At 63.0% G+C, this 24,488-nt stretch carries 26 protein-coding genes; 8 read left to right on the plus strand and 18 right to left on the minus strand.

The window, feature by feature from the left end; translation table 11 throughout:
- Positions 1–41: 41 nt before the first annotated feature.
- Positions 42–1,109 (plus strand): DUF2125 domain-containing protein, encoded by a 1,068-nt coding sequence (locus CWB41_RS07570; RefSeq protein ID WP_165204143.1) that lies wholly within the window; start codon positions 42–44, stop codon positions 1,107–1,109.
- On the opposite strand, the gene CWB41_RS07575 is transcribed toward CWB41_RS07570, so the two are convergent.
- The 3 genes from CWB41_RS07575 to CWB41_RS07585 are packed head-to-tail and all read right to left on the minus strand — an operon-like array spanning position 1,103 to position 4,053.
- Positions 1,103–2,056, minus strand: a complete 954-nt coding sequence (locus CWB41_RS07575) for a prephenate/arogenate dehydrogenase family protein (protein ID WP_115834851.1) — start codon at positions 2,054–2,056, stop codon at positions 1,103–1,105. The two genes, CWB41_RS07570 and CWB41_RS07575, sit on opposite strands and share 7 nt — an antisense overlap.
- The gene (locus tag CWB41_RS07580) at positions 2,049–3,164 is read right to left on the minus strand and encodes a pyridoxal phosphate-dependent aminotransferase (protein ID WP_115834850.1); all 1,116 of its coding nucleotides are present in this window, start codon (positions 3,162–3,164) and stop codon (positions 2,049–2,051) included. The genes CWB41_RS07575 and CWB41_RS07580 overlap by 8 nt, the downstream gene beginning before the upstream one ends.
- A gap of 49 nt (positions 3,165–3,213) precedes the next feature.
- Positions 3,214–4,053, minus strand: a complete 840-nt coding sequence (locus tag CWB41_RS07585) for a chorismate mutase (RefSeq protein ID WP_115835460.1) — start codon at positions 4,051–4,053, stop codon at positions 3,214–3,216.
- Between the two features lie 406 nt (positions 4,054–4,459).
- On the opposite strand from CWB41_RS07585, the gene metX reads away from it, so the two are divergent.
- Positions 4,460–5,557 carry a homoserine O-acetyltransferase MetX gene (gene metX, locus CWB41_RS07590; RefSeq protein WP_245411160.1) on the plus strand — a complete coding sequence of 366 codons (1,098 nt, stop codon included), beginning with the start codon at positions 4,460–4,462 and terminating at the stop codon, positions 5,555–5,557.
- 2 nt (positions 5,558–5,559) lie between these two features.
- A complete protein-coding gene (gene metW / locus CWB41_RS07595; protein WP_115834849.1) occupies positions 5,560–6,207 on the plus strand; it encodes a methionine biosynthesis protein MetW in 648 nt (215 codons plus the stop codon).
- 83 nt (positions 6,208–6,290) lie between these two features.
- Here metW and ppa read toward each other — a convergent pair whose 3' ends face one another.
- The 5 genes from ppa to phnN all read right to left on the minus strand — a co-directional run bounded on the left by ppa (position 6,291) and on the right by phnN (position 10,155).
- A complete protein-coding gene (gene ppa, locus CWB41_RS07600) occupies positions 6,291–6,827 on the minus strand; it encodes an inorganic diphosphatase (RefSeq protein ID WP_115834848.1) in 537 nt (178 codons plus the stop codon).
- A 190-nt stretch (positions 6,828–7,017) separates the two neighbouring features.
- Positions 7,018–7,524, minus strand: coding sequence for a GNAT family N-acetyltransferase (locus tag CWB41_RS07605; RefSeq protein WP_115834847.1), 507 nt, complete (start codon positions 7,522–7,524; stop codon positions 7,018–7,020).
- A 257-nt stretch (positions 7,525–7,781) separates the two neighbouring features.
- Positions 7,782–7,931, minus strand: a complete 150-nt coding sequence (locus CWB41_RS16155; RefSeq protein ID WP_165204146.1) for a hypothetical protein — start codon at positions 7,929–7,931, stop codon at positions 7,782–7,784.
- Between the two features lie 26 nt (positions 7,932–7,957).
- Complete coding sequence (locus CWB41_RS07610) at positions 7,958–9,430, minus strand: putative sulfate exporter family transporter (protein WP_115835458.1); 1,473 nt, start codon at positions 9,428–9,430, stop codon at positions 7,958–7,960.
- Positions 9,431–9,552: 122 nt separating this feature from the next.
- Complete coding sequence (gene phnN / locus CWB41_RS07615; protein ID WP_115834846.1) at positions 9,553–10,155, minus strand: phosphonate metabolism protein/1,5-bisphosphokinase (PRPP-forming) PhnN; 603 nt, start codon at positions 10,153–10,155, stop codon at positions 9,553–9,555.
- 306 nt (positions 10,156–10,461) lie between these two features.
- Here phnN and CWB41_RS07620 point away from each other — a divergent pair, with 306 nt between their 5' ends.
- The gene (locus tag CWB41_RS07620; RefSeq protein ID WP_115835457.1) at positions 10,462–10,926 is read left to right on the plus strand and encodes a chemotaxis protein CheW; all 465 of its coding nucleotides are present in this window, start codon (positions 10,462–10,464) and stop codon (positions 10,924–10,926) included.
- A 165-nt stretch (positions 10,927–11,091) separates the two neighbouring features.
- Positions 11,092–12,903: a chloride channel protein gene (locus tag CWB41_RS07625; RefSeq protein WP_115834845.1), complete on the plus strand. Its 1,812-nt coding sequence runs from the start codon at positions 11,092–11,094 to the stop codon at positions 12,901–12,903.
- Positions 12,904–12,909: 6 nt separating this feature from the next.
- Here the strand turns inward: CWB41_RS07625 and CWB41_RS07630 are convergent, their stop codons facing one another.
- The 3 genes from CWB41_RS07630 to CWB41_RS07640 all read right to left on the minus strand — a co-directional run bounded on the left by CWB41_RS07630 (position 12,910) and on the right by CWB41_RS07640 (position 16,497).
- Entirely contained in the window at positions 12,910–13,959 is a 1,050-nt protein-coding gene (locus tag CWB41_RS07630; RefSeq protein WP_115834844.1) for a glycosyltransferase family 4 protein, read from the minus strand.
- Positions 13,956–14,777 carry a UDP-2,3-diacylglucosamine diphosphatase gene (locus CWB41_RS07635; protein ID WP_115834843.1) on the minus strand — a complete coding sequence of 274 codons (822 nt, stop codon included), beginning with the start codon at positions 14,775–14,777 and terminating at the stop codon, positions 13,956–13,958. The genes CWB41_RS07630 and CWB41_RS07635 overlap by 4 nt, the downstream gene beginning before the upstream one ends.
- Positions 14,778–14,964: 187 nt before the next feature.
- Positions 14,965–16,497 (minus strand): carbohydrate porin, encoded by a 1,533-nt coding sequence (locus CWB41_RS07640; protein ID WP_245441083.1) that lies wholly within the window; start codon positions 16,495–16,497, stop codon positions 14,965–14,967.
- A 23-nt stretch (positions 16,498–16,520) separates the two neighbouring features.
- Here CWB41_RS07640 and CWB41_RS07645 point away from each other — a divergent pair, with 23 nt between their 5' ends.
- Positions 16,521–16,736, plus strand: coding sequence for a hypothetical protein (locus CWB41_RS07645; RefSeq protein WP_129396442.1), 216 nt, complete (start codon positions 16,521–16,523; stop codon positions 16,734–16,736).
- Here CWB41_RS07645 and CWB41_RS07650 read toward each other — a convergent pair.
- Positions 16,733–17,164: a hypothetical protein gene (locus CWB41_RS07650; RefSeq protein WP_115834842.1), complete on the minus strand. Its 432-nt coding sequence runs from the start codon at positions 17,162–17,164 to the stop codon at positions 16,733–16,735. The genes CWB41_RS07645 and CWB41_RS07650 overlap by 4 nt on opposite strands.
- Positions 17,165–17,457: 293 nt before the next feature.
- Here CWB41_RS07650 and CWB41_RS07655 point away from each other — a divergent pair, with 293 nt between their 5' ends.
- Positions 17,458–17,727, plus strand: coding sequence for a hypothetical protein (locus CWB41_RS07655; protein WP_115834841.1), 270 nt, complete (start codon positions 17,458–17,460; stop codon positions 17,725–17,727).
- A 58-nt stretch (positions 17,728–17,785) separates the two neighbouring features.
- On the opposite strand, the gene CWB41_RS07660 is transcribed toward CWB41_RS07655, so the two are convergent.
- The 6 genes from CWB41_RS07660 to CWB41_RS07685 all read right to left on the minus strand — a co-directional run bounded on the left by CWB41_RS07660 (position 17,786) and on the right by CWB41_RS07685 (position 24,049).
- Positions 17,786–18,403, minus strand: coding sequence for a response regulator transcription factor (locus CWB41_RS07660; RefSeq protein WP_115834840.1), 618 nt, complete (start codon positions 18,401–18,403; stop codon positions 17,786–17,788).
- Positions 18,400–19,758: a sensor histidine kinase gene (locus tag CWB41_RS07665; protein WP_115834839.1), complete on the minus strand. Its 1,359-nt coding sequence runs from the start codon at positions 19,756–19,758 to the stop codon at positions 18,400–18,402. Before CWB41_RS07665 ends, CWB41_RS07660 begins: the two co-directional genes overlap by 4 nt.
- 120 nt (positions 19,759–19,878) lie before the next feature.
- Complete coding sequence (locus CWB41_RS07670; protein ID WP_165204149.1) at positions 19,879–21,027, minus strand: serine hydrolase domain-containing protein; 1,149 nt, start codon at positions 21,025–21,027, stop codon at positions 19,879–19,881.
- A 584-nt stretch (positions 21,028–21,611) separates the two neighbouring features.
- Positions 21,612–22,154, minus strand: a complete 543-nt coding sequence (locus CWB41_RS07675; RefSeq protein ID WP_181902929.1) for a Dps family protein — start codon at positions 22,152–22,154, stop codon at positions 21,612–21,614.
- A 108-nt stretch (positions 22,155–22,262) separates the two neighbouring features.
- Positions 22,263–23,396 carry an FUSC family protein gene (locus tag CWB41_RS07680; protein WP_165204152.1) on the minus strand — a complete coding sequence of 378 codons (1,134 nt, stop codon included), beginning with the start codon at positions 23,394–23,396 and terminating at the stop codon, positions 22,263–22,265.
- A gap of 68 nt (positions 23,397–23,464) precedes the next feature.
- A complete protein-coding gene (locus CWB41_RS07685; RefSeq protein WP_115834835.1) occupies positions 23,465–24,049 on the minus strand; it encodes an HdeD family acid-resistance protein in 585 nt (194 codons plus the stop codon).
- A gap of 198 nt (positions 24,050–24,247) precedes the next feature.
- On the opposite strand from CWB41_RS07685, the gene CWB41_RS07690 reads away from it, so the two are divergent.
- The gene (locus tag CWB41_RS07690; RefSeq protein WP_115835455.1) at positions 24,248–24,394 is read left to right on the plus strand and encodes an aa3-type cytochrome c oxidase subunit IV; all 147 of its coding nucleotides are present in this window, start codon (positions 24,248–24,250) and stop codon (positions 24,392–24,394) included.
- Positions 24,395–24,488: the final 94 nt, after the last annotated feature.

Genomic DNA, 24,488 nt, shown 5'->3' on the forward strand with positions numbered 1-24,488 from the left:
TTCGGGCACCCTTTTGCGCAACCTTTTTTGGAGCGGATGCATTGCAGAGTTCGGTCGTCAGCGCCGCAGGCGTCAGGCAAAGGCGTCCCAGTTGGCAGCCGCGGCTTCTCCTCGCGCTGGTCGGTGCGGCGGTTGGCTGGTCGGGCCTCTGGTATTTTGGCGCCCGCCAGACCGGGCAGGTGCTCGATGCCTGGCTGGCCCGCGAGAAGACGTTCGGCCGCGTTTGGTCCTGTCCCGACCGGCACATCGGAGGCTATCCCTTCGCCATCGCCATCAGTTGCGCGTCGCCGCGCTTCGACGGGCTGATCTTCGGTCATGACTACAGTGGCACCCTGCAAGGCTTTCGCGCCACAGCCGTTCTCGCTCATCCGCGCGATGTCGATGTCGAAGTTGCCTCGCCCTTCGTTGCGACCTCGGAGGACGGCAAGGTCAATTTCCAGATCACCTGGGATGCTCTCGCCATTCAGCTCAACGGCTTGCCGCAGGATCTCTGGCAGGTTGCGATCGACGGCAAGAATTTCGTGTTGCACGGTACCGCCGGGGCTGTCGGCATCGCCGGCAAAGTGGGCGATGCCACGGCCAAAATCGCGCAGCGCGCCGGGACGGGTGGAAATGCGCTCGATTTCGATGTCGCCCTTAACGGCACGGCCCTGCCGATGATCGATGAGGCTCTCGGCCCCGGCAGCCCGACCGATATTTCGGCGCAGGGCACGGCGACGCAGACAGCCTTCGATCCGGGGCTGACCGCTGCGCAGAATCTCGAGCACTGGCGCGCGGCCGGCGGCCGCGTCAATCTCACCACGTTCACTCTGACACGCGGCGACACGAAATTCGCGGCCAAGGGTGCCTTCGCGCTCAATGACGCCCACCGTGTCGATGGTCAATTCGATACGCGCAGCAGCGGCTTCGAGCCGGTGTTGCAGCATTACGGGATCGATCCCAGCCTCATCAGCTTCGGCGCGCTGCTCGGCAATCTGCTCAGTGGCGGCTCAGGCCAGTCGCAACCGCAGCAGCAGGAGACAGCGCTGCATCTGCCGGTCCACATCGACGATGGCGCCATTGCGGTCGGGCCGATCCGCACCAGCATCCGCATCCCGCCGGCCTATTGATCCTTGTCGTCGCGGTGGCGGCCGAAGTCGGGCGCCGCCGTCTCCTGGCCTTCCGCGATAATGCCGCGGCGGATGGCGCGGGTGCGGGTGAAGAGCTTGAACAGTCCCTCGCCGTCGCCATTGCGGATCATGCGTTGCAGAGCAGTCAAGTCCTCGGTGAAGCGGCCGAGCGTTTCGAGCACCGCCTCCTTGTTGTTGAGGAAGACGTCGCGCCACATCGTCGGGTCGGAGGCGGCGATGCGGGTGAAGTCGCGAAAGCCGCCGGCCGAGAATTTGATGACTTCGGATTGGGTGACGGCTTCGAGGTCCGCGGCCGTGCCGACGATGTTATAGGCAATGAGATGCGGCAGATGGCTGGTGATCGACAGCACCAGATCATGATGCTGCGCCGTCATGATCTCGACATTGGCGCCCGCTGCGGTCCAGAACTCTGCCAGACGCTTCACCGGCTTTTCGTCGGCGCCTTCGGGCGGTGTCAGAATGCACCAGCGGTTGACGAACAGCGTCGCGAAACCTGCGGCGGGTCCGGATTCTTCCGTGCCGGCGACCGGATGCGCGGGAACGATGGCGACAGTCTTCGGCAGATGTTTCGTCAGCGTCGCGAGCACCGCGCCCTTGACCGAGCCGACATCGGAAACGATGGCGCCCGGCGCCAGATGCGGCGCGATCTCCTGCGCGACTGCATCCACCGCGCCGACCGGCACGCAGAGAATGACGAGGTCCGCGCCTTCGACCGCCCTGGCGGCGCTCCCGGCGATTTCGTCGGCAAGGCCAAGCTCCGCGACCCTGGCGCGCACCTCGGCCGACGCGTCACTGGCGACGATCGTGCGCGCCAGATTCTTGCGCTTGGCGACGCGGGCGAGCGAGGAGCCGATCAGGCCGATGCCGATCAGGGCGACACGGTCAAAGAGCGGCGCCGTGAGCGGGGCGCCCAGTCCATCAACCACGCGGGCGATCCTTCAGGAAATCACGCAGCACGTCGACGACAAGGCGGTTGGCTTCCTCCGTGCTGACGGTGAGCCGCAGGCAGTGCGGCAGGAAATAGGTTTCGACCGCGCGCAGAATGAGGCCGCGTCCGGAGAGGAAGGCATCAGCCGCGCGGGCTTCGTCCGCACCTTTGAAATGCAGCAATACGAAATTGGCGACGCTTGGCGTCACCGGAATGCCAAGCTCAATGATCTCGTCGTTCAGCCAGCGCAGCCACGTCCTGTTGTGCGCGATGGACAGCTCGATGTGCTCCTGATCCCCAACGGCGGCGATGCCGGCGCGCAGCGCGGGCGTATTGATGTTGAACGGGCCGCGCAGCCGGTTGATGGCGTCGATCACCGGCGCCGCACCCGTACACCAGCCGAGCCGGAGCGCCGCGAGACCGTAGATTTTCGAGAAGGTCCGCGTCATCACGACGTTCTTGCGCGTGCGGGCAAGTTCGAGGCCCGACTCATAATCGGCGTGGGTGACGAATTCGGCATAAGCGGCGTCGAGAATCAGCAAGACATGCCCGGGCAGCGAATCCGCGAGGCGCGTGATCTCCGTCGCCGGCAGATAGGTACCGGTCGGGTTGTTCGGATTGGCGAGAAAGACGATCTTCGTCTTCGCCGTCACCTTGGCGAGGATCGCATCGACACTGGCGGTGAGATCGACCTCGTCGGCGATGACCGGCGTGCCGCCCGCCGCAAGAATGGCGATGCGATAGATCGAGAAGCCGTGCCGGGTGTAGATGCCTTCGTCGCCCGGGTTGAGGAAGGCATAGGCGAGCAGAAAGATCAGTTCATCCGAGCCCGCGCCGCAGACGATCCGCGCCGGGTCGAGGCCGTGCAGCGCGCCGAGCGCCTCGCGCAGCGCGCCGGCCGAACCATCGGGATAAATCGGGAGGCTGTCGGCAGCGGATTTGAAAGCCTCGACCGCCTGCGGGCTCGGGCCCAGCGCCGCCTCGTTCGACGAGAGCTTGAAGATTTTGCTGGCGCTGATGGCCGCGGCCTTGCCGGGAACATAGGGATCGATCGCCAGCACGCTCGCGCGCGGCTGCGGCGATCCGGCGAAATCGGAAGAGGTCATTTGTACAGGCTCCAAAAATTTCGCTCGCTTTAAAGCGTTTGATAGCGGTCTAGCTTGCCCTGACGAAATCGAAACGCGCCGCATGGCTGCCGACTTCGGTGAGGCTCGAAATCTCGACGCCATGTCCAGCGAGCGCCTCGCGCAAGCTGGCCGGCGGCGTCGCGCCGGGCACGGCGAGCAAGGCCGCGTGCGCTTCCGGCGCCTTGGCGACAAGTTCCGCGCCGCTGGCGCCGAGCGCCGCATTGAGGCCGTCCCGCCATCGCGTCAGCGTCGCGGCATAAAGCACGCTGTCGCGTGCGGCACCGTCCTTGACCGGCTTGGCGATGACGAAGAGCGGTGTCGCCGCCGGATGGTCCGGCCGCTCGACGAAGGGCAGCCGGGCGATGATCTTCGGCGCCGCGGGCGCGGCCAATTGCTGCCACCAGGCGCCCGATGCAGGGCTGGACACGACGGGGACGAGACCGAGGTCGCCGGACGCGGCGGAGACGGCCGCGACCACGTCCGCCACATCCGCGTGGGTGACATAGGGAACCGTGAAGCCAAAATGGAAACGGCAGCAATCGCGCATCTGCGCATCGCCGCCGGAAATATCGGCATGGACGCTATAATTCGCCTGCACGAAGGTGAAGGTCGAGATGATGATGCGCCAGATGCTTTCGACCGTGTCGAGCGGCAGAATGCCTTTGTGGCGCTCGACAAGCCGGCGCATCATGTCGGCCTCGCGGCCGGGACGGAAGGCGCTGCTGCCGCCGGCGCGCGCCTTGACGGCGATGAGCCGGTCGATGATCTCACCGCGCTGCATCAGCATTTCGTGCAGGCAAGCGTCGATCCGGTCGATCTCGTCGCGCAGATCAGCCAGAGTTTCCGGATTGGGGCGTCGTTCAAGCATCATGACACTGCATCTTGCGGACTTCTCTTAGCGCGCTTTCCGGCCGGATGAAATCATCCGGGCCGATAAGAAATCGCGTCGATTCAAAATCTTGGAGCGTGTTCTGGCCGGAAAGTCGCGCAACTTTTCCGGAACACGCTCTTAAACACTCTTTCGCCAAGGCGAAACGCTTTTCGAGGCATGCGCTGGCGGTTAGGTCTCGTGCTTCCTAGATTGGCGGCAAGCGCCGTCACTGGGCGGCTTGACAGCTGCTTTCGCAAGCTTCTATAAACCGGACGCATCGTTCGCCAAAGCGAACAGGGATTTTCTTGTGACGATTGCTCCCACCCAGAAAGCTCTCAGCCAGCTTGAGGCGGATGCGCCGCATAGCCTCGTCGTGCGCTTCGGCGCCGAGCAGCCTCTGAAGATGGACGCGGGCGTCGATCTCAAGCCGTTCCAGATCGCCTATCAGACCTACGGGACGCTGAACGCCGCCAAATCCAATGCCATCCTCCTTTGCCATGCGCTGACCGGCGACCAGCATGTCGCGAATGTCCATCCCATCACCGGCAAGCCCGGTTGGTGGGAAGTGATGGTGGGGCCGGGCAAGCCGATCGATACCGACCGCTATTTCGTCATCGCCTCGAATGTCGTCGGCGGCTGTATGGGCACCACCGGGCCGGCTTCGACCAATCCGGCGACGGGCCGCGCCTGGAGCATCGATCTGCCGCTGGTCACGATCCGCGACATGGTTCGCGCCCAGGCCATGTTGATCGACCACCTCGGCATCGAGACTCTCTTCGCCGTGATCGGCGGCTCGATGGGCGGGATGCAGGTGTTGCAATGGGCAGCGAGCTATCCCGAGCGCGTCTTCACCGCCATGCCGATCGCCACCGCCGCCAAACATTCCTCGCAGAACATCGCCTTTCACGAGGTCGGCCGCCAATCGGTGATGGCAGACCCGGAATGGCGCGGCGGTCGCTACCTCGATGCCGGTGTCAGCCCGACCAAGGGGCTCGCCGTCGCGCGCATGGCGGCGCATATCACCTATCTGTCGGAAGAAGCGCTGCAGCGGAAATTCGGCCGCAAGCTTCAGGGCCGCGACGCGCCGACCTTCTCCTTCGACGCGGACTTCCAGATCGAGAATTATCTGCGCTATCAAGGCAACAGCTTTGTCGATCGCTTCGATGCGAACTCATATCTTTATGTTACCCGCGCGTGCGATTATTTCGATCTCGCCGAGGATTATGGCGGCTCGCTGGCGGCGGCATTCAAGGGTTCGAAGACGCGCTTCTGCGTCGTCTCGTTCGATTCGGACTGGCTTTATCCGACGTCCGCCTCGCGCGCCATCGTCCATGCGCTCAATGCTGCTGCGGCTTCTGTTTCTTTCGTCGAGATCGACACCGATCGCGGCCACGACGCTTTTCTGCTGAACGTGCCCGAGTTCATCGCCACCACGCGCGGCTTCCTCGAGGCGGCCGCGCGGGCCCGCGGCATCCCGATGCCTTCGGGCAAGGGAGGCTGAGCATGGCGGAGACTGGCGCGCGGACCGCCGTCATGCTGTCGCAGACGGCGCGTATCGATCTTCTTGTCGTTGCGGATATGGTCGCGCCGAAAACGCGCGTGCTCGATGTCGGCTGCGGCGACGGGACATTGCTGCGCCTCCTCGCCGAGGAGCGCGGCGTCGACGCGCGGGGGATCGAGCTTTCGCAGAGCGGCGTCAACGATTGCGTCGCCAAGGGCCTGTCGGTGATCCAGGGCGACGCCGATGCCGATCTGGCGGATTATCCGGACGATGCCTTCGATTATGTAATTCTGTCGCAGACCTTGCAGGCGACTCGGCGGCCCCGGCAGGTGCTCGAACACATGCTGCGCATCGGCCACCACGCCATCGTCTCCTTTCCCAATTTCGGCCATTGGCGCATCCGCGCGCAGATCGCCGTGCAGGGCCGGATGCCAGTGACGAAAAGCCTGTCGGCGTCCTGGTACGAGACGCCGAACATTCACTTCTGCACCATCCGCGACTTCATCGGCCTCGTCGATGAGATCGGAGCGAAGACCGAGCGCTCGATCGCGCTCGATCGTCAGGGCCGGCCGCTGAGTTTCAGCGCCCCCTGGTGGGTGCTGAATCTCATCGGCGATCAGGCGGTGTTCGAACTGTCGCGGAAGAAATAACGCGCGTCATTGCGAACAAAGTGAAGCAATCCAGAGCAATGGCTGGATTGCTTCGTCGCTTGCGCTCCTCGCAATGACGGTCGTTACGCCTTTTCCGCCTTTGCCCGTTCGAGTCCGGCGAGGACGAGAGAGCGCCCCTCGGCCGCATCGCCCCAGCGCAGGATCTTCACCCATTTGCCGGGCTCGAGATCCTTGTAGTGGCGGAAGAAATGCTCGACCTGATCGAGCGTGATCTGCGGCAGATCGGTGTAATTGTGAATCTTCTCATAGCGCGCCGTCAGCTTTTGCGACGGCACGGCGATGATCTTCTCGTCGCCGCCGTGCTCGTCCTGCATCAGCAACACGCCGACGATCCGGCAATTGATCACCGCGCCCGGCGCGATGGCGCGGGTGTTGACCACGACGACGTCGCAGGGATCGCCGTCTTCCGACAAGGTATGCGGGACGAAGCCGTAATTGCCGGGATAACGCATCGCCGTATAGAGGAAGCGATCGACGAAGAGAGCGCCGGAGGCCTTGTCCATCTCGTATTTGATGGGTTCGCCGCCGATCGGGACTTCGATGACGACATTGATATCGTCGGGCGGATTCTTGCCGGGAGGAACGGCATCGAGATTCATTGTTCGATCCTGTAAGTCTTGCCTGTAAAATCTTGGAAGGTACGTCTGCGATGAGACGCTGCCGGCGGGTTGCCGTCCAGATGGCCATCTGGACGAGAAAAAACCGCACCAACTCATGGTGTTAGGGCGCGTCCTCCGGGAAAAGCCATGCGCCTTTTCCCGGAGGACGCTCTAGTACCCGATCGCGCCGCTATTGAAAAGCGAAGGCGACGCGCTCGCGTTGCTCGCTGCCAAAGCGCTCATAGGCGCGGCGCACGACTTTGCCGCCCAGCCGGGTGTAGAAATCGAGCGCCGGTTCGTTATCGGCCAGCGCCCAGACCAGAAAGGAGGCATAGCCGTGTTCGGCAAGGTCTTTTCGGGCGGCGCCGAACAGCCGTTTGCCGAAGCCGAGGCCCTGAAACTCCGGCGCAATGTAAAGCTCGAAAATCTCGCCGCCGAAATTCATCGCCGGCACGCGGTTGCGGCCATAGCTCGCATAGCCGCCGATCGCATCGTCGAAATCGAGCACGACAAGGCGCGAACGCCGCTGGATGGCGGAGCGCCACCAGCTCGGCCCGCGCCGCGCGATCATCCGCTCAAGTTCACGGCCGGGAATGATGCCGCGATACGCATGCCGCCACGCCGCATCATGCACTTCGGCGATTGCCTCGGCATCTCTTTCGCGCGCGTCGCGGATGGTGATCAGCGTCTCGGCCATACGCAATGTTAGGCCCGCTTCGCCTCCGCCTGCAAGAACTTCTTCTTGTCGGTATGCGCCGTCCACCGCGTGCCGTGAGCGCGAAATGTCAAGTTGAATTTACACGGATTTGACGTGAGCGCCGGGCCGGTTTTCCGCACTTGCCCGAAACGCGCGGCCGACGATTTTGTGCTTGCGTGTCGCGCGGATGACAGTACGGCCGGAGATGACGGATTGAGTCGTCTCCGGCCGCTGAGGGTCCGTTCTTTTCAGCGCTTCTAAAGCACGCCGAGGGCGTTAACGACGATCAGAATCGCCAATAGGACTATTCCGAGTCCAAGGCTGATGCCGATGAGCTTTTTTTCGATCGGCAGAAGCGGCTCGGGCTGGCTGCCCTGAACTTCGGCCTTCAGATCAAGTTGGGACATTGTGCTCTCCTGAGACGTTGATGGGATCAGCCGGCCAGCGGCGGCTTCACACCGTGGAAGAACAGCCACGAAATGAGCAGGCCGACCCAGATGACGAAGCCGAACAGGCTGACGACATAGACGGCGGCGAGCTTGCCAAGGCCGTCCGCCCAGAGGCGGCGGAAGTCGGACAGCACACCGATCGAGAAGAAGGTTAGGACGAAGAAGAGGACGCGGAAGACGCTCGCCTCGTCAGCGACGGCTTTCAGCGCCAGCGCCTGCCCCTTGCCGAGGCTGAGCGTCACGACAAGGCCGAGGGCGAAGGTGAGGATGAACCCGAGGATGAACTTGGGAAAGCGCTCCCAGATCTCCGAAAGCTTGGCCTTGCCGCCCGGTGTCGTCGGGTTGATATAGGTCGTCCAGATATGGGCGAGAATGAAAGCCCAGATGCCGATGAAGACATCGATGAAGACCTTGATCGTCGTCGTCGTGCCGAGAATCCAGCCCGGCGCGTAGTGGATGCCCGCCGCGGCGTTTTTCGCCGAGATCAGCGATTCGGCGATGCCGCCTGCGGCCACCGCCGCGCCGTCGGTCTTCACCGCCAGGCCCAGCCAGCTCGCCGCGACGAGCGGCTCATGTGACAAGAACGTATTGGCGAGGAACGGCAGCAGCAGAAGCTCGACCACCGCGAAGATGACGACGAGCGAGGAGACCAGCACGGCGACTTGCGGGCGGGCGCGGATGGCGCTGCCGGTGGCGATCGCCGCGGCGACGCCGCAGATCGAAATGCCCGAGGCGAGCGGCACCGCCGCCTCGCGTGAGAAGCCGAAATATTTGCGCGAGATGTAATAGACGACAGGCCAATAGATCAGATAGGCCTCGACGATTGCCGCGAGCGAACGCAGGAAGACGGACGAAGCCAGATTGAGCTTGCCCGCGACCGTGATGGCGATCACGCCGCCGAGGATGACAATGGCGGTCTTCACGTAGAATTCCGGACGGATTGCCTCGTTCAGCCAGGTGGCGAAGTTCGGGAAGAAATTGCCGACGATGAGGCCGGCGACGAGGGCGAGAATGAGGCCGCCTTCCGGCGTCAGGTGCAGCGACCAGCTGACGCCCGTCTTGGCGATATCCGCCGGAGTCGCCGCGGCGATATGGGCGTAGCTGCCGATGATCCAGGCGATATAGCCGAGCCAGAATACAGCACTGAAGGCCAGCGCGAAGCGGCGGACATTGGCGCCCAGCACTGCGGCGGCGCCTGTCAGGACGCCGAGAAAGGCCAGATAGGTCAAAACCAGCGCGGGCAAGCCGCCGAGCGCCGCGTAGGATTTGCCGATCGGCGCGAGCGCCGCGCTGGGCACGGTCCAGATTTTCGTGGTCGCGGCCCACCCAAGCAGGTCGACGCCGCTCAAGCCGAGCAAAGCGAGGACAAAAATGGTGACGCCAATAATTGCGGACACCCAATCTTCGTTGAGGTGTACCGCCGCGCTTTCAACATGCGAGGCTGTAGTATCAGTCATTGTATCGAGCTCCCCTGCCAGATAATTATAATACATTATTTCGATAGAAATTATATGTAAATACGTGATTTAATTGTGAAATGGATCTGGCCGCTCGCGCATACATCTCCTATAATATTGATTTATATTAGATTATTCATGCTGCCGGCGGCCGTCTCGCGCCTTTCCGCAGAGCGCAGCGCGCGGAGAATCGCGGCGAGCTTTTCGGCAGCTTCCGGGAGAGCACCGGAATTATCGATGACGAAATCCGCGACGAAATGTTTGAAGACGTCGCGGTTGCGCGCCAGCCTCTGGTCGATGTCGGCGGACGTTTCACGGCCGCGCGCGATCAGGCGCCGGGCGAGTTCATGGTCGGATGCCGTGACCAGCACGGCGGCGACATGGGGAAAGTTCTGCCGGGCCGCCGCGATCACATCGCGTGAGACATTGCAGATCACGACATCGCCGGCGGCGAGTGCCGGCAGAACGTCGCGGCCGATCGCATAGCCGAGGCCGTGCGCCCGCCAGGCCAGCGCGAAACGGCCATCGCGGAGTCCTTCGGCAAAAGTCTCTTCACCGAGTTCGGTATGCTCTTCATGTGCAGAAGGGGGCCGGGTGACGCCGCGGCGGGGAAAGCTGAAGCCAGGTTCCACCGCCAGCTTTTCGCGGGCGAGCCGCAGCAACGTATCCTTGCCGGCGCCGCTCGGGCCGACGAGACAGACGAAAATGCCGGGCCATGCGGACAAGAAAGCGCGCCTAGATCGCGATGTGTTCAGGCTGATTCAGCCTGAACAGATATAACGCGATCGATTCCAGTATATTAGAGTGGGATTTATGCGAAAAACCGCTATCCACTTTTTCGCATCCCGCTCTGGGCTGAAAAACCGCCGGAGTTTGCGCCGGTTTTCGCGATCAATCCAGCACCCGCTTCGGCCGTGCGGCCGCACGGCAAAAGCCGTCCGCTACTACGACTTGTTCATCACTTTCTGCCAATTTTGTAGACCGAGGCCCGTGCCGGTCAGGAGGGCGGGCGCATTTCGATGGTGATTTCCATGGACGAGCCGCAGGCAGACAAGACCCAAAGGCGCGAACTGATTGCCTTTCGCATCGGGGCGCAGGAATTCTGCGTGGACATCATGTCGGTGCGCGAAATCCGCGGCTTTACGCCGGCGACCGTTCTGCCGCGGGCACCGAGCTTCGTGCGCGGCGTCATCAATCTGCGCGGCGCGGTTCTGCCGATCGTTGATCTCGCGGCGCGGCTTGGCTTTCCGGCTACGGACCCGACCGTGCGCCATGTCATCATGGTCGTTCAGGTCGAGCGCCAGGTCGTTGGACTTCTCGTCGATGCCGTGCTCGATATTCTGACGGTCGCCGAATCGGACATCCAGCCGACGCCGGATGTCGCCTCCGAAATGGCGCGATCGTTTACGCGCGGCGTTCTGGCCATCGACGGGCGCATGATCAGCTGGATCGCTCTCGACCATGTCCTGCCGGCCTCGGCAGCCGAAGCCGCGTAAAGCCGCAGCAGCAATTGCCTTCCCTCTGCGCCGGCCTCCTATGGCGCGATCGGTTCGGATAGGCTAGAGCGGGATTGGCAGATAAGTTTGCGCAACCTGCGTAAACTTGATCGCGTTGAAAAACCGGCATCCACTTTTTCGCATCTCGCTCTAACGGGGAAGGCGATGGACCTTGCCGTTACCGCCTCTGGCGAAAAAGCCGAACCGGCCAATGCCGTCGCGCGCTGGCGCGGTCTGGCGCGGCGAAGCGAACTGGCGCTTATTCTTCTGGCGGTCGCGACCGGCGTCGCTGCGGCGGTGTTCGTCGCCCTCACATCCGATGCCGTCCAACTGATTCATCAGTATTGTTTCGGCCTTCCCGGCAATTCCCGCCTCAGCGGCGCGGAAGAATTGCGTTCGCCCTATTTTGCCTTAGTGCCCGCGTTCGGCGGCGCGCTCCTCGGCCTCACCGGGATTTTCATCAAGCGCTGGCGGCCGCGCCGGCCGGTGGATGCGATCGAGGCCAATGCGCTGCGGGGCGGCCGCATGTCGCTCATCGACAGCATTCTCATCGCCTTGCAAACAATCGTCTCCTGCGGCTTCGGCGCCTCGGTCGGGCTCGAGGCGGGCTATACGCAGATCGGCGCGGGCTTCGGCTCGACGCTGGGAAGCCTCTTCAAAATGCGCCGCGCGGACATGCGCGCGCTCGTCGGCTGCGGGGCTGCGGGCGCCATTGCCGCCGCCTTCCAGGCACCGCTGACCGGCGCCTTTTATGCTTTCGAACTCATCATCGGCACGTATACGTCCTTCGGCCTCGCGCCGGTCATCGCCGCGGCGATCAGCGCCGTCATCACCTCGCGCGCGCTCGGGATAGACGCCAGTTTCGTCGGCCATTTCACGCTGGCGCGGCGGATCGCGCCGGTCGATTTCGCCGCGCTCTTTCTACTGACGCTCGCCTGCGCCGCCGTCGGCATCGCCATCATGCGCGGCGTCACCTTTGTGGAAGCCATCTTCAAACGCAGCCGTCTCCCGGTCGCGCTGCAGCCCATCGCCGGCGGTCTTCTCGTCGGCGGCCTGGCATTGCTGACGCCGCATGTGCTGGCCTCGGGGCACGGCGCTCTCACGCTGCTGTTTCGCGGAGCGGCCGGCAGCGTCGCGGCCTTCGTCGCGATCGTGGCGCTGAAATCGGTCGCCTCGGCGATTTCGATCGGCTCGGGCTTCCGCGGCGGTCTTTTTTTCGCTTCGCTCTATCTCGGCGGCCTGATGGGCAAGGTCTTCTGCGGGGCTCTGCCGCTGCTGGTGGCAGGCGCGGCGCCGGACGTCACCCTTTACATTCTCGTCGGCATGGCGGCGCTCGCCGTCGCGATCATCGGCGCGCCGCTGACCATGAGCTTTCTGGCGTTGGAGACGACCGGCGATTTTCCGCTCTCGCTCGTCATCCTGATGGCCGCGACACTCGTCTCCGTCATCGTGCGCCGGACCTTCGGCTATTCCTTCGCGACCTGGCGGCTGCATCTGCGCGGCGAATCGATCCGCAGTGCACAGGATATCGGCTGGATGCGGTCGCTGACGGTCGGCCGGTTGATGCGCCTCGATCTGCATGTGACGCCCGCCGACCGCAGCCTTGCCGATTTCAAGGCGGAATTTCCACTCGGCGCAACGAGCTGGGTTGCCGCCGTCGATGCCGAGGGCCGTTATGCCGGGCTGATTTCCGTCGCCGACGCACATCTCGCCACCGCCGCGACCGCCTCGGCGTCAATGCCGCTCGCGCAGCTCTTCCGCGCGTCGAAAACCGTGTTGCGGCCGGAACTGAACATCAAGGAAGCGGCCGAACTCTTCGAGCGGACGGAAAGCGAGGCCCTTGTCGTCGTCGACGCTCTCGCGAGCCTGAAGCCGATCGGCTTGCTCACTGAGGCGCATGTGCTGCGCCGCTATACCGAAGAGCTGGAACGCGCCCGCAGCGATCTCGCCGGCGAGCGGTGGCAAGGCGAGGGGTGAGCCTGCCTAGGCGGGTTCGGCGAGATCAGCGAGCGGGATCGCCAGGCCGCGATTCTGCGCGACGTTTATATTGTCGAAGAACTGCCGCGCGCTTTCCTTCCAGGTGAACTTCGCCGCATATCTGCGGCAATGCTCGCGGGAGATGTCGAGCGCGCGCAGCGCCGCCTCGCGCAGATCGTGGCTCAGGACACCGGCGCCGGAATCGCCGATCACATCGAGCGGCCCGGTGACAGGGAAGGCGGCGACCGGCACGCCCGAGGCCAAAGCCTCCAGCAGGACGATGCCGAACGTATCCGTCCGGCTCGGGAAGACGAAGACATCGGCGGAGGAATAGATTTCCGCCAGCGCCTCGCCGCTGCGCGAGCCGAGGAAATGCGCCTTGGGATAGTTTGCCGCGAGCCGCGTCTGCAAGGGCCCGTCGCCGACGATGACCTTGGAGCCGGGCAGGTCGAGCTTCAGGAAGGCCTCGATGTTCTTCTCGATTGCGAGACGGCCGACGAAGAGAAAGATGGGGCGGGGCAGGTCGGCCAAAGCGTTCTCCGGCCGGGGGCGGAACAGGGTGCCGTCGACGCCGCGCGACCAGCGCATCAGATTGCGGAATCCGTGCCCGGCGAGGACGTTTTCGAGGCTCGGCGAGCTCACCATCGTACCTGCGGCAGCGCTGTGGAAGCGGCGCAAGGCGGCATAGCTCATCCGGATCGGCACCGGCAGCCGCGCGGCCACATATTCGGGAAAGCGGGTGTGGTAGCTGGTGGTAAAGGTGCGCTTGCCGGCGAGGCAGGCGCGGCGCGTGGCGAGGCCGATCGGCCCCTCGGTCGCGATATGGATGAAGTCGGGATTAAAATCGGCGATGAAGCCCGCGACCCGGCGCGGGTTCGCCAGCGCCAGACGGATTTCGCGATAGCCCGGCAGCGGCAGGGTCCAGAAATCCGTCGGAGTCAAAAAGCGGACATCGACACCGAAGCCCGACGCATGCGCAGCGATGTTTTCGAGGGAGCGGACGACGCCATTGATCTGCGGCCCCCAGGCATCGGTGGCAATGAGAAGCTTGGTCACGCCGCGGTTGCCTCGACCTCTGGCTGCTGAGCGGCGGCCGCCAGCGCTTCCTTCGCCTCGCGCACCCGGTCGGCCCAGTGGATAATCTCAAAACGGCCGTCGAAATGCTCGACGAGCGCGGTGCAGCTCTCGACCCAATCGCCGGTATTCATGTAGCGCACGCCGAAATCGTCGTGAATCACGGCATGGTGGATATGGCCGCAGATGATGCCGAAGACGTCGCGCCGGCGCGCCTCGCCCGAAAGCGCGGATTCGAACCGGCCGATGTGGTTGACGGCGCTCTTCACCTTCAGCTTCGCCCAGGACGACAGCGACCAGTAATCGAGGCCGAGCCGGCGGCGGACCATGTTGAGATAAGTGTTGATCCCCAGCGCCAAATCATAAGCTCCATCGCCGAGCATGGCGAGCCAAGGCGCATGCCGGACGACGAGATCGAACTGGTCGCCATGCATGACAAAATAGCGTTTGCCGTCGGCCGCTTCGTGGATCGCGGTATTCATCACATCGATGCCGCCGAAATTGTGCCCGACGTAATCGCGCATGAACTCGTCGTGGTTGCCGGGTATATAGATGATCTTGACGCCTTTGTGGACGCGTTTCAACAGCTTGCGCACGACATTGTTGTGCGACTCCGGCCAGTACCAGCCGGATTTCAAGCGCCAGCCGTCGATGACATCACCGACGAGATAGATCGTATCGACTTCGCAATGCTTGAGAAAATCGAGCAGGAGACCCGCCTGGCAACCTTTTGTTCCCAAATGTAGATCGGACAGAAAAAGTGTCCGGACCGCGATGCTGTCGAGGTGCTTTTTCGCCACGGTTCCGACTCCCGTTAAGACGTCTTGTCCTTGGCCGAGTCGAGTTGCACTTTAATGACAGTTTTCCCTCTCTCCTCATGAACTTACGTGGTTTTCGGGGGGCGGGATGATCCTCACGGTGCACGCAAAAGAAAAGCGCCGGAGGGTTGCCCCTCCGGCGCTCTGATTTCAGGCTCTTGCGAGCGGCTTAGAAGAACCAGGCCGTGCCGAGCCAGATGTCGTCTTCGCTCAGCTTGTAGCCACCCCAGTTGGTGGCCCACGTATGGCCGAATTCAGCCTGCAGGGCCATCCAAGGCGTCAACTGATAGCGGGCAAAGCCAATGATGCTCTCGTTGTCCTTGACCAAGCCATCTGCCGTGCCGATGCTCCATTCGGCGGCTGTCGGGTTCAGCTGGCTGACACCCCAGCTCGCGCCGAAGGTGAACTTATCCCAGGTATACGAACCCTGGACGTAGCCGCCCTCGCTCTTGCGCGGATCGCCGAAGCTGTCGAAGCCGCTCAGGAAGAGACCGGTCGTGCCGAGACCTTCGCCATAATAGCCATAGGCCACGAAGCTGAAGCCCGCGACGTCCAACTTGCCGAAGCCGTCCACGCCCCAGCTGTTGGCGCTGGTACCCGTCGGCCCGAAGATCTCCGAGCCGGTAGCTGGGTCGTTCTTCTGTTGCTGCCACACACCGTCGCCGGACAGGGTCAGGCCGACGCCGGGCGCAATATTGCCCTTCCACTTGATCTGGGCCTGAACCTGCGGCAGCTCATGGCCGGTGTAGGTGGTGGAGGTATAAATGCCACCCGTCGAATCCAGCGGTGTAAAGGCGCCGATCGACGCCGTGAAGCCGTTGAAGTCCGGCGTCGTGTAGGTCACCTGCGGGATCCAGTCCGCATAGACATAGCCCACGCCGATACGGCCGAGCGACGTATTGCTCGGCGCATTAGTCGTCAGCGGCGAGCCAAGGCCGAGCAGGGTCGCGTCGTTCAGGATCGCGTCCGAGCCGAAGAGGCCGAGATCGCGGCCGATCTTGACCGAGCCGAAGGTCGGCGTGCCGACCGTGCCGAAGACCTGGCGGAGATCGATGCCGGGCGTGCCGAGGGCGACCGGCGAGCCGCCGCCGTTGGCGTTCGCGGAATTCGGATACACGTTATTGCCGCCGGTATAGGCGCCGATCGTGAAGCCGAGGTCATAGCCCATCTGGTTGGTCGCGATCGAGAGCACGATGGCGCTCGGCAGCAGGCCCGCCTGGATGGAGTTATAAGGCTGGTTCGGGCTGGCCGTCACAAGGCCGCCAGTCATGTGGCTCGTAGCGTTTCGATTGCCGCCGGCATAGGCGTCGAAGGTCTCGTCGGCGCCGAACACGAGGTCGCCGGAGATCTTCACATCGATCGCGCCGACTTCACCTTCCTTGGTGACGAGGCCCGGGATGTGGAAGCCGATGCCCTTGTCGAGGCGGGTGAGATAGCGGTCGTCCGGAACGACGACGACGCCGTCCTTCGAGTAGTGGCGCGGCCGGCCCATCTCGGCCTTTTCGGCCGCATGGCGGGTCTTCAGCTTGGAGTATTCGCCACGGGTCAGCACGCCTTTGGCGCGCAATTGATCAAGCAATTGATCGGTCACGTCCGCGCGAGCCTGGCCGATCGCGGCCATGCCCATCGCCGCCGCCGCTGCAAACACGACCATCCGCGCAAGGCGGCCGCTGCGGCGAGACTCGGATGGAGTTTTTATCATTAATGTCCCCCTGAGAACTATTATTGAGTCGCGTTATTCCGGAAACCGATCCTAGAGATTTTCCCAAATCGGTCGATAGGCTCTGCGTCTATCCAACGCATTTGGCGGGGCTATGTGATAAATCCGCGACAGAAAGGCGGATCAGCAATGCAAAAATCAACGATCCCGTCTATGTGCCGGGCGCGGAAGGCTTAAATCGTAAAGAAGAACTTAAAAACGCGGCCGTTTCGGGCGTCTAGAAGGAGCCCGCGGGGCGTGGGCCTGGGGACATCGCGGGGCGCGGCTGCGCCGAATCATGTGTGTAGCTGCTCGTTCCGCCGGCCGCGCCAACGCCGCCCTGGTAAGGCACGAGGGTGTTCTGATCCATCTCCAGGCAGGTCAGCATTTCGACATAGCTCGGGATGGGATGCGGCGGGACGCAGCCGCGCCGGCTCGTGGCCTTGAACTTCGACCATTTCTGGCCGAGCTGCGTGCGCGCCTCCTTCTCGTCCAGCATACAGTTGCGATAGGTCTCCTTGGGATCGTTCATGCCGTAGTCCTGCGCCGCGCGGCAGGTTCGCCCGATATCGAGGACCGGCACCTGATTGACCGCATAGGCCGCGCGGCTGGCGAGCGCCGGGGCGAGCAAACCGAGGAAGACGAGAGAAGCAAAGGTGAGGATGCGCAAGGTCAGAACTCCAGCCGTCAGACTGCTTAACCTAATTTAGCGCTGCCGAACTGCAACACTGCGCCAAAAAAGAGTTGAGCACCCAATCCGGCGCCGGATTTCAAGCCGTCCGATCGCGCTTCTCGCCCGGAAGTCCAGCCAGTGAAGCTTGGGCCGGTAAGGTACGGATCAGCCTTTCGGTCTTAAATCGCCGGCGCCGGGAACGGGAACGCCGCGGCGCCGTTCTCCTGGCAGGGGCCCCGCGTTAACTTTTTGTTATCGCGACGCGGAGCATCCTCGGGGTGGAGGCTCCAATGATTGGGCTTGGGCTTATCTCTTTCGCTTTCGGCGTCGCGCTCGCAACGCGCTACCAGTTTCTGATCCTCGGCGTGGTCACCTTCGCCGGCCTCGTCGCGATCGCGGCCTTCGCCCATGTGGCGGCACTTCCGGCGATGAGCGGCGTGCTTGCCGGGCTCTTGTTCGCCATAAGCCTGCAGGTCGGCTATCTCGCGGGGACGCTGATTTTCGATGTATGCGCGCCGCTCGTTCGGGCGCCGGTCCGCATGCAGCGCCGCTCGCGTTAAATTTCTCTGCATCGGATTTCTCCGAAAACCGCCGCGCACCTTTCGGTCCGATGCGATCTCAAGCCTGACGGTTCTGCAGCGAAAAGCGGATGAGGTCGGTGGTGCGCTCAAGGCCGAGCTTTTCCTTGAGGCGCGAGCAGGAATTCGCCACCGTCTTGTAGGCAATGCCGAACGTATTGGCGATTTCGAGCAGACTCTTGCCTTCGCCGAGCAGGCGTAGAATCTCCATTTCGCGATTGCTGAGTTTTTGCAACGGGTCTTCCTCGTTCGAGGCGGAGAAGACAAGTTCGTTGGCGGCTTCGCGGTCGACGTAGCGTTGCCCCGCAGCGACGCGCTTGACGGCAGTGATCAATTCGTCGGCCGGCGCGCTCTTGCTGACATAGCCCGAGGCGCCGCCGCGCAGCGCGCGGGAAACATATCCCGCTTCCGAGTACATGGTGAACATGACGATGCGCGTCGTCTTGTTCTCGTTCTTCAGCCGCTGCAAAAGCTCAAGCCCGCTGCTGCCGTTGAGATTGATATCGAGCACGATGATGTCGGGCGATTCGCTGCGCAGTTTCGACAAGCCCTGCTGGGCGGTTCCGGCCTCGACGACCTCGGAGCCGGGGATGGTGCCGAGCAGCCGGCGCACGCCTTCGCGCACGATCCCATGATCGTCGATCACAAGAATCTTCATTGCGCCGCGATCCCTTGCACGAATTCGGCCTCTTCCTCGCCCGGCAGCGGCAGGCGGGCGGTGACCACGACGCCGGGGCCGTCGCGGCGGTTTTCGACCGTCAACGTGCCGCCGAGCAAAACGGCGCGCTCCTTCATTCCGATCAACCCAAATCCCCCCGAAGCATTGTTGGCGTCGAAACCGGCCCCGTCATCCGTTACGCGCGCGACGAGAAAGCCGCTCGCATAAAGCTCTTCGATCGAAATCTCGATCCGCGACGGGCGCGAATGTTTCACCGCATTGTTCAGGCTTTCGCGGACGATGCTGTAGAGCGCGCCGTCGACGCGCGGCCCCCAGGTCCGGTCGGGCGTATTGATCTTGTAGGCGATCTCCGGACGCCGCGTCTTCCAATAGGAGACAAGATTGTCGATGGCGCTGGCGAGGCCGAGCGCATGCAGGCCGGAGGGGCGAAGCTGGCCGAGGATCGCCTTGACGTTGCGTTTCATCTCGGCGACGGCGCCGCGGACCGCATGGGCGCGCTCGACGATGGCGGGATAATCCTTGGTCTGTGCCAGCTCGCGGATCGTCATCGCATCGACGTCGACGGAAAACAAAAGCGGACTCACGTCGTCGTGCAGATTGCGCGCGAGTTCGATGCGCTCCTCCTCTTGCACGGTTTCGAGCTGTTCGTGCAGGCGGTGGTTGCGGTACTCCATCTCGGTCAGGCGCACCGCCATATCGTTGAAGCCGGCGCTGAGCTTGGCCAATTCGCGCGGCGTGAAGATCGGCACCCGCGCCCGGTAATCGCCGTTGCCGATCCGCGCGAAGCCATGCGTCAGTTCCTCGAGCGGGCGCAGCGCGCGGCCGAGCATGAAATAAAGGACGAGCAGGCAGGTGCTGGCAAAGATCGCGAGCAGGAACAGGAGATTCTTGGCGTCGTCCCAGAGGCCGGCGACGTCGTTGTGCGCGTCGGTCTCGAGCCGCAGCGCGCCGGCGCTTTTCAAGGCTGCCGGCAGATCGACGGTCGCGACATGCGGCGGCCCGGCGAGAATATTGAAGAGGAAAGGCGGGACAGTATGGGCCGGCGGCGTCAGGATCGAATGCAGCTGGCTGTCGTCGGCGCGCTGCAGGGTGGCGCGGACATTCCGGTCGCCGTTGAAATTGGCGACGATATGCTCGAGCCGCCAGCTAGGCTGGGTGATGCCGTCGGACTCATCGGCGGCATTGGCGACGGCTCGCTGCCCGGCGGCGAGCGCGGCACTCATATCCATCTCGACCTTCTCGTAGGTACGCCAGAAGACCAGAAGCGTGCTCAGCGCCAGAGTCGCGAGAAAAATGGCGGCGATAGAGCGTACGAGCAGGAGACGCAGCGGCAACGAACCCTCGCAAGCAACCGTCGGGAAATTGTCTACCCAAATGGTTCCATTATCCCCTTATAGCAGGTTGGCGCACCGCGGGTCTTCCCCAATTTTACCGGAAGGTGAAGGCGGCACCCGCTACTCGCCGATGATGTAGCCGATGCTATTGGCGAGGTCGTCGAGACCGTCGAGCTGGTCGCTGTTGCTGAGGATCGAGACGCAGAACCATCTGCCGTCCTTCTGGCGGACGATCTCGTTATAGGACGTATAGCCGGGAACCGAGCCGGAATGGCTGAAGACGGTGCTGTCGTCCTTCTCCTCGTAAAACCAGCCCATGCCGTAATAGAGGGTCGGCGAAACCCGCGCCTGGCCGGAAAGCATGGCGTCGCGGACGGCGGCCGGCACGATCTTCGGGTCCATCAGCGCCTTGTCCCAGGCGAAGAGGTCGAGCGCGGTGCTGACGGCATCGGCACTCCCCTTCAGCCAGTCCGGATGAGTGAAGGCCGGCCGCAGGCGGCGGCCATAATCCGGCAGTGCCAATGTCGCCGACTGCACCTTCAGCGCCGCCGAGATCGGGGCCGACAGGGTGGAGGCGTCGGGGTCGAAAGTGGCCTGCTGATCGTCGATGAACCGTGTGTTGGCCATGCCTGCAGGCTCGAAGATCCGCCGGCGCAGCAGGTCGTGATAGGTCTGCGGGCGTGTCTGGCCGGGCTGGAGGCTCTGCTCCATCAACTCAGCGAGCAGGAAGTAATTGGTGTTGCTGTAGTCGAAATCGTCCGATTGCTCGGACGGCGGCTGCGTTTCGATGTCGTGAAACAGCGCGCTGTCGCTGATTGGCTGCCAGGGGTCTGCGCCATCCGGCGGCCGTCGGGTGAAATTCGGCAGGTTGGACCGCATCGTCAGCAGGCGGCCGACGGTCAGCCAGGGTTGCGCCTTCCAATACTGGCCATCGCCAAAAACCGCGGAAAGCGGCGTCGCGAGCGAAAGCTTCGTCCCGGAATGCCCGACAACGGCGCCGCTGCGGATCATCTCCAGGGCGGCCGCGGCGGTGAACTGCTTGGTGATCGAGCCGATTTCGTAGAGCGTGTTGCCGGTGACGGGCTTGCCGTCGCTCGAGCCATAGCCTTTCGCTGCCACCAGCCGGCCATCGATGCCGATCGAGAGACTGAGGCTCGGCAGCGTCGCCTCGTCGGCGCCATTCAGCTCGCGGAAATGGGCGACGATCTGGTCTATCTGTGCGGATTTGGCCGCAGACCAGGATTGGGCGTGGACGGGAGCCGCGGTCACAGAGATAAACAGGAGGCAGCCGCCAAGCCGGCGCAAGAAGCCGGGCGATATTTCGCGGGCCCGGGAGCGAGCCCGAAATTTCAGCCGCTGGTCCATAACGCTCCAGAAGCAAACGTCAGGCCTTTGATGCACGCCAGCCGGAACGCCTCTACCGCGGCGCGCAAAACAAAAAGATGAGCGAATGCGCAAGCTTGCGCAAGCCATAACCCGGTGTGCAGCCCGGACTTTTCCGCTGTAAATCAAGTACGAAGGAAGATTTCCGCGCGAGTCTCACGCTTTGGGGGCATTTCGCCCGATTGGCTCAGAGACTTGGAAGATTATCCAAGCTTGGCTGTAAAAACTTCCCGGATTTTTTCGCCAAATATTCCATAAACCTCTGGCGAAATAAGAACTTTTCCTCGATCACGAAAAAGTTAACGTCCCCCGGAGCACGACGACGAGGCCAGCCGACACGCTTACAGGACTTCGGGGCAGCAACGACAGTGCCGTCCTGAAGGGCCCGGATCTCTGATCCGGATGCCCCCTACTTTGGGTGTTTCCCGTTCGACGGGAAACACCCGCTTTGTTTGGAGTTGGCTACGGGACTAAGCCGAATGCGGTGGGATGCGGCTCGCTTCGGCCAGGAACCAGGTCCGCCGCTCGGTCTCGTCGATATAGATTTCGAGCTGGCTCGTCGTCGCCACGTCGCCATGTTCCTCGGCGACCTCGTGCGCCCCGCGCAGACTCTTGGCGAGCGTGGCATTGTCTTCGCGCAACTCGGCGAGCATATCCTGCGGGTCGACGAAGGGCGCGTCATTGTCGAGAATGCGCTGGTTGCGGGAGATCTCGCCGATCGAATGCAGCGTCAGGCCGCCGACCTTGCGGACCCGTTCGGCGATCACGTCCGTCATCGCGAAAATCTGGTCGGATTGCTCGTCGAGCAGCAGGTGATAATCGCGGAAATGCGGTCCGCTCATATGCCAATGGAAGTTCTTGGTCTTGAGATAGAGCGCAAACACGTCGGCAAGGGCAAGGTTGAGCGCGGCGGCTATATCGCGCACTGCATTGGAGCCGAAGCCGGAGGGCGTCGACAACGCCGGGGGGACTGCATTCGCGCCGCTTTTTTTTGAGCCGGATTTATTGGCCATTCCCATCTCCTCTTTCGCCACAGACGGCAACACACAAAGACTGGCCGTCGTGGTACGGGGGGCGCGGCCGCTTGACGAAGCCTCATTTAATGCGGCCGCTGGACGGTTCTAAGCGATTTCATCAATTTTCGCGTCGGAATTTTTTGTCTCATCCGTTTGGGGGATGTTCGCCGCCTTGCAGATGTAGCCGGCGAGCGCGGCAAAATCAGCGCGCATCTGCTCGAAGGAAAAGGCCAGCGCGAAGATGCGCTCGGCCGTGTCGGTTGATAAGTTCCGCAACAGGCCGTCGCTGCGAAGGCCGGTAAAAGTCTCCGAAAAGGCGGCATAAGCCGTCTCGATCCCGGCGAGCGGCGGCGGCGCGCGGCGTGCCATCAACGCGGCGGCGCTCCCCTGTAGAAAGTCCCGCGCGGCGGCGCCGAATTGGTCGATCGGCCCGTCGAGATGCTGCAGGATGTCGGGGGGCAAAGGCTCAGCCGCGGCACGGCCCACCATGACAATATCGTGACGCAGGCGCAGAACGAGATCGATCAGCGGCTGCGGGTCCGGGTCTACATTGAAATAGGCGGATCGTTCCCGCGCCGCTTCGGTGCTGACCGCGGCCAATTGCCGGAACGCGGCGCCGATCTCGCCTTGCAGACGCCGGGCCGGCGTATCGGGACGGCGGGCGTGCATATCCGCGATGAGCACCGGCAGCAGATCGGACATTTTGGCGAGAATTCGCGCCACGGCTTCGTAGAGGAGGTTATGGGCGCGTTGCGGCAGCACGAAGAAGGAGACGGCGAGCGCCGCCATGCAGCCGACCGCCACTTCGATGACCCGGAAGAAAGCCGATTGCGCCGAACTCGCATGCGTGACGGTCGGCAGAAGCAGCACCATCACGGCGGTGAAGGGCGCGGCGGCGAAGCGCGAATTGGCGCTCGCGAGCAACGAGAGAGGCGCGATCGCGATCGCCAGGGTGATGGCGATTTCGAGATTGGTGGCATGCGGCATGATCATGCCGACAATGCCGCTGTAAACGCCGCCGCCGATCGTTCCGATCATGTAATCGACCGTCGCGATCAGCGATTTGCCGACGCTCAACTGCGTCACGATCACCGAGGTCAGCACGGCCCAGAGCGCCCAGGGCAGATGCAATAATTGCGAAAGGCCGAAGGCGAGGACGGCGGCGACGGTCATGCGCAGACTGTGGCGCACTTGCAGCCGCCGTCCCGCCAGACCCGCCGACGCCCAAGCCCGGTCCAAATAAGCGCGCGCCTGCTCCAAAGAAGCGTGCGCCCGCGTTGAAAATGCCATCCGCTTCCTTTGCCCGGTCAGGTCGGCGGCAAAAGCTTTTTGGCGTCGAGGGCGATGACGATGAGGCTCGCGCCGCCGAACACCAGATTGATGCCGAGGAGCAGACCGATCGCCCAGACGGCCGAACTCGGCAGTTGCAGGAAGATCATCGCGGCAAGAATGATATCGACCACGCCGCTCGTCACCAGCCAACCCCAGCGGCCGGGCAGGCTCTGCCGGTTTTCGCTGGCGAAGACGATCGAGGAAAAGCCCTCGATGACGAAGAACACGATCAGCAGCAGCGTGAGAGACACGGCGCCGTTGACCGGCTTGGCGATCAGCAGGAAGCCGACCACAAGGGCCAGGATCGCCGACAGCAGTGACCACCAGAAGCCGGGGGCCGGGCGGGTGGAAAAGGTCGAAACGAGACCCACGACGCCGCTGATCAGCAGCAGCCAGCCGAAGAAGATCGTAAACGCCAGGGTCGCGATCAGCGGGACGGCGATGGCCGCTACGCCGAGCAGGATCAAGACGATCCCTTCAATAAGAAAATAGGTCGAATGGCGCTTGAGCGTCGACTCGACACGTTGCTCCACGCCATCGAGCGTTGAGTTAAGGCTCATGATGCATCTCCCCTTTAACGATGACCGACTCTGGCACTCTAGCCTAATAACGATCCTCCCGCCTCTGCGGCAGGTCAAATGGGAAGCGGGGAGACGGTTTACGGGCGTTTTCGCGGCCCCGGACTTTAAGGCCCCTTGACGGCGCCGCACCGATTGCGATGAATGATCCCGTATGAAGAGCCGTTAAGGGGAGGAACCATGGCTAGCCAGCTTACCGCCGCACCGTCCGATGCCGCCGATTTTGCCGAGCATCTCCATACCTATCGGCTGTTCATCAACGGAATGAAATACGGCGCCATTATCGTGGCCCTGATCCTGGTCGTTCTCGCCATCGTAACCCTATAGAATCACATCATTTTCTGCCCAGCCGCCTATCTCGGCCGGTGGCCGCGCGGCTGTGGCAGGGAGGAACATGCCTTCGCCGGATTCGCGATAGCGG

This window comes from Methylovirgula ligni (assembly GCF_004135935.1).
Taxonomy (GTDB): Bacteria; Pseudomonadota; Alphaproteobacteria; order Rhizobiales; family Beijerinckiaceae; genus Methylovirgula; species Methylovirgula ligni.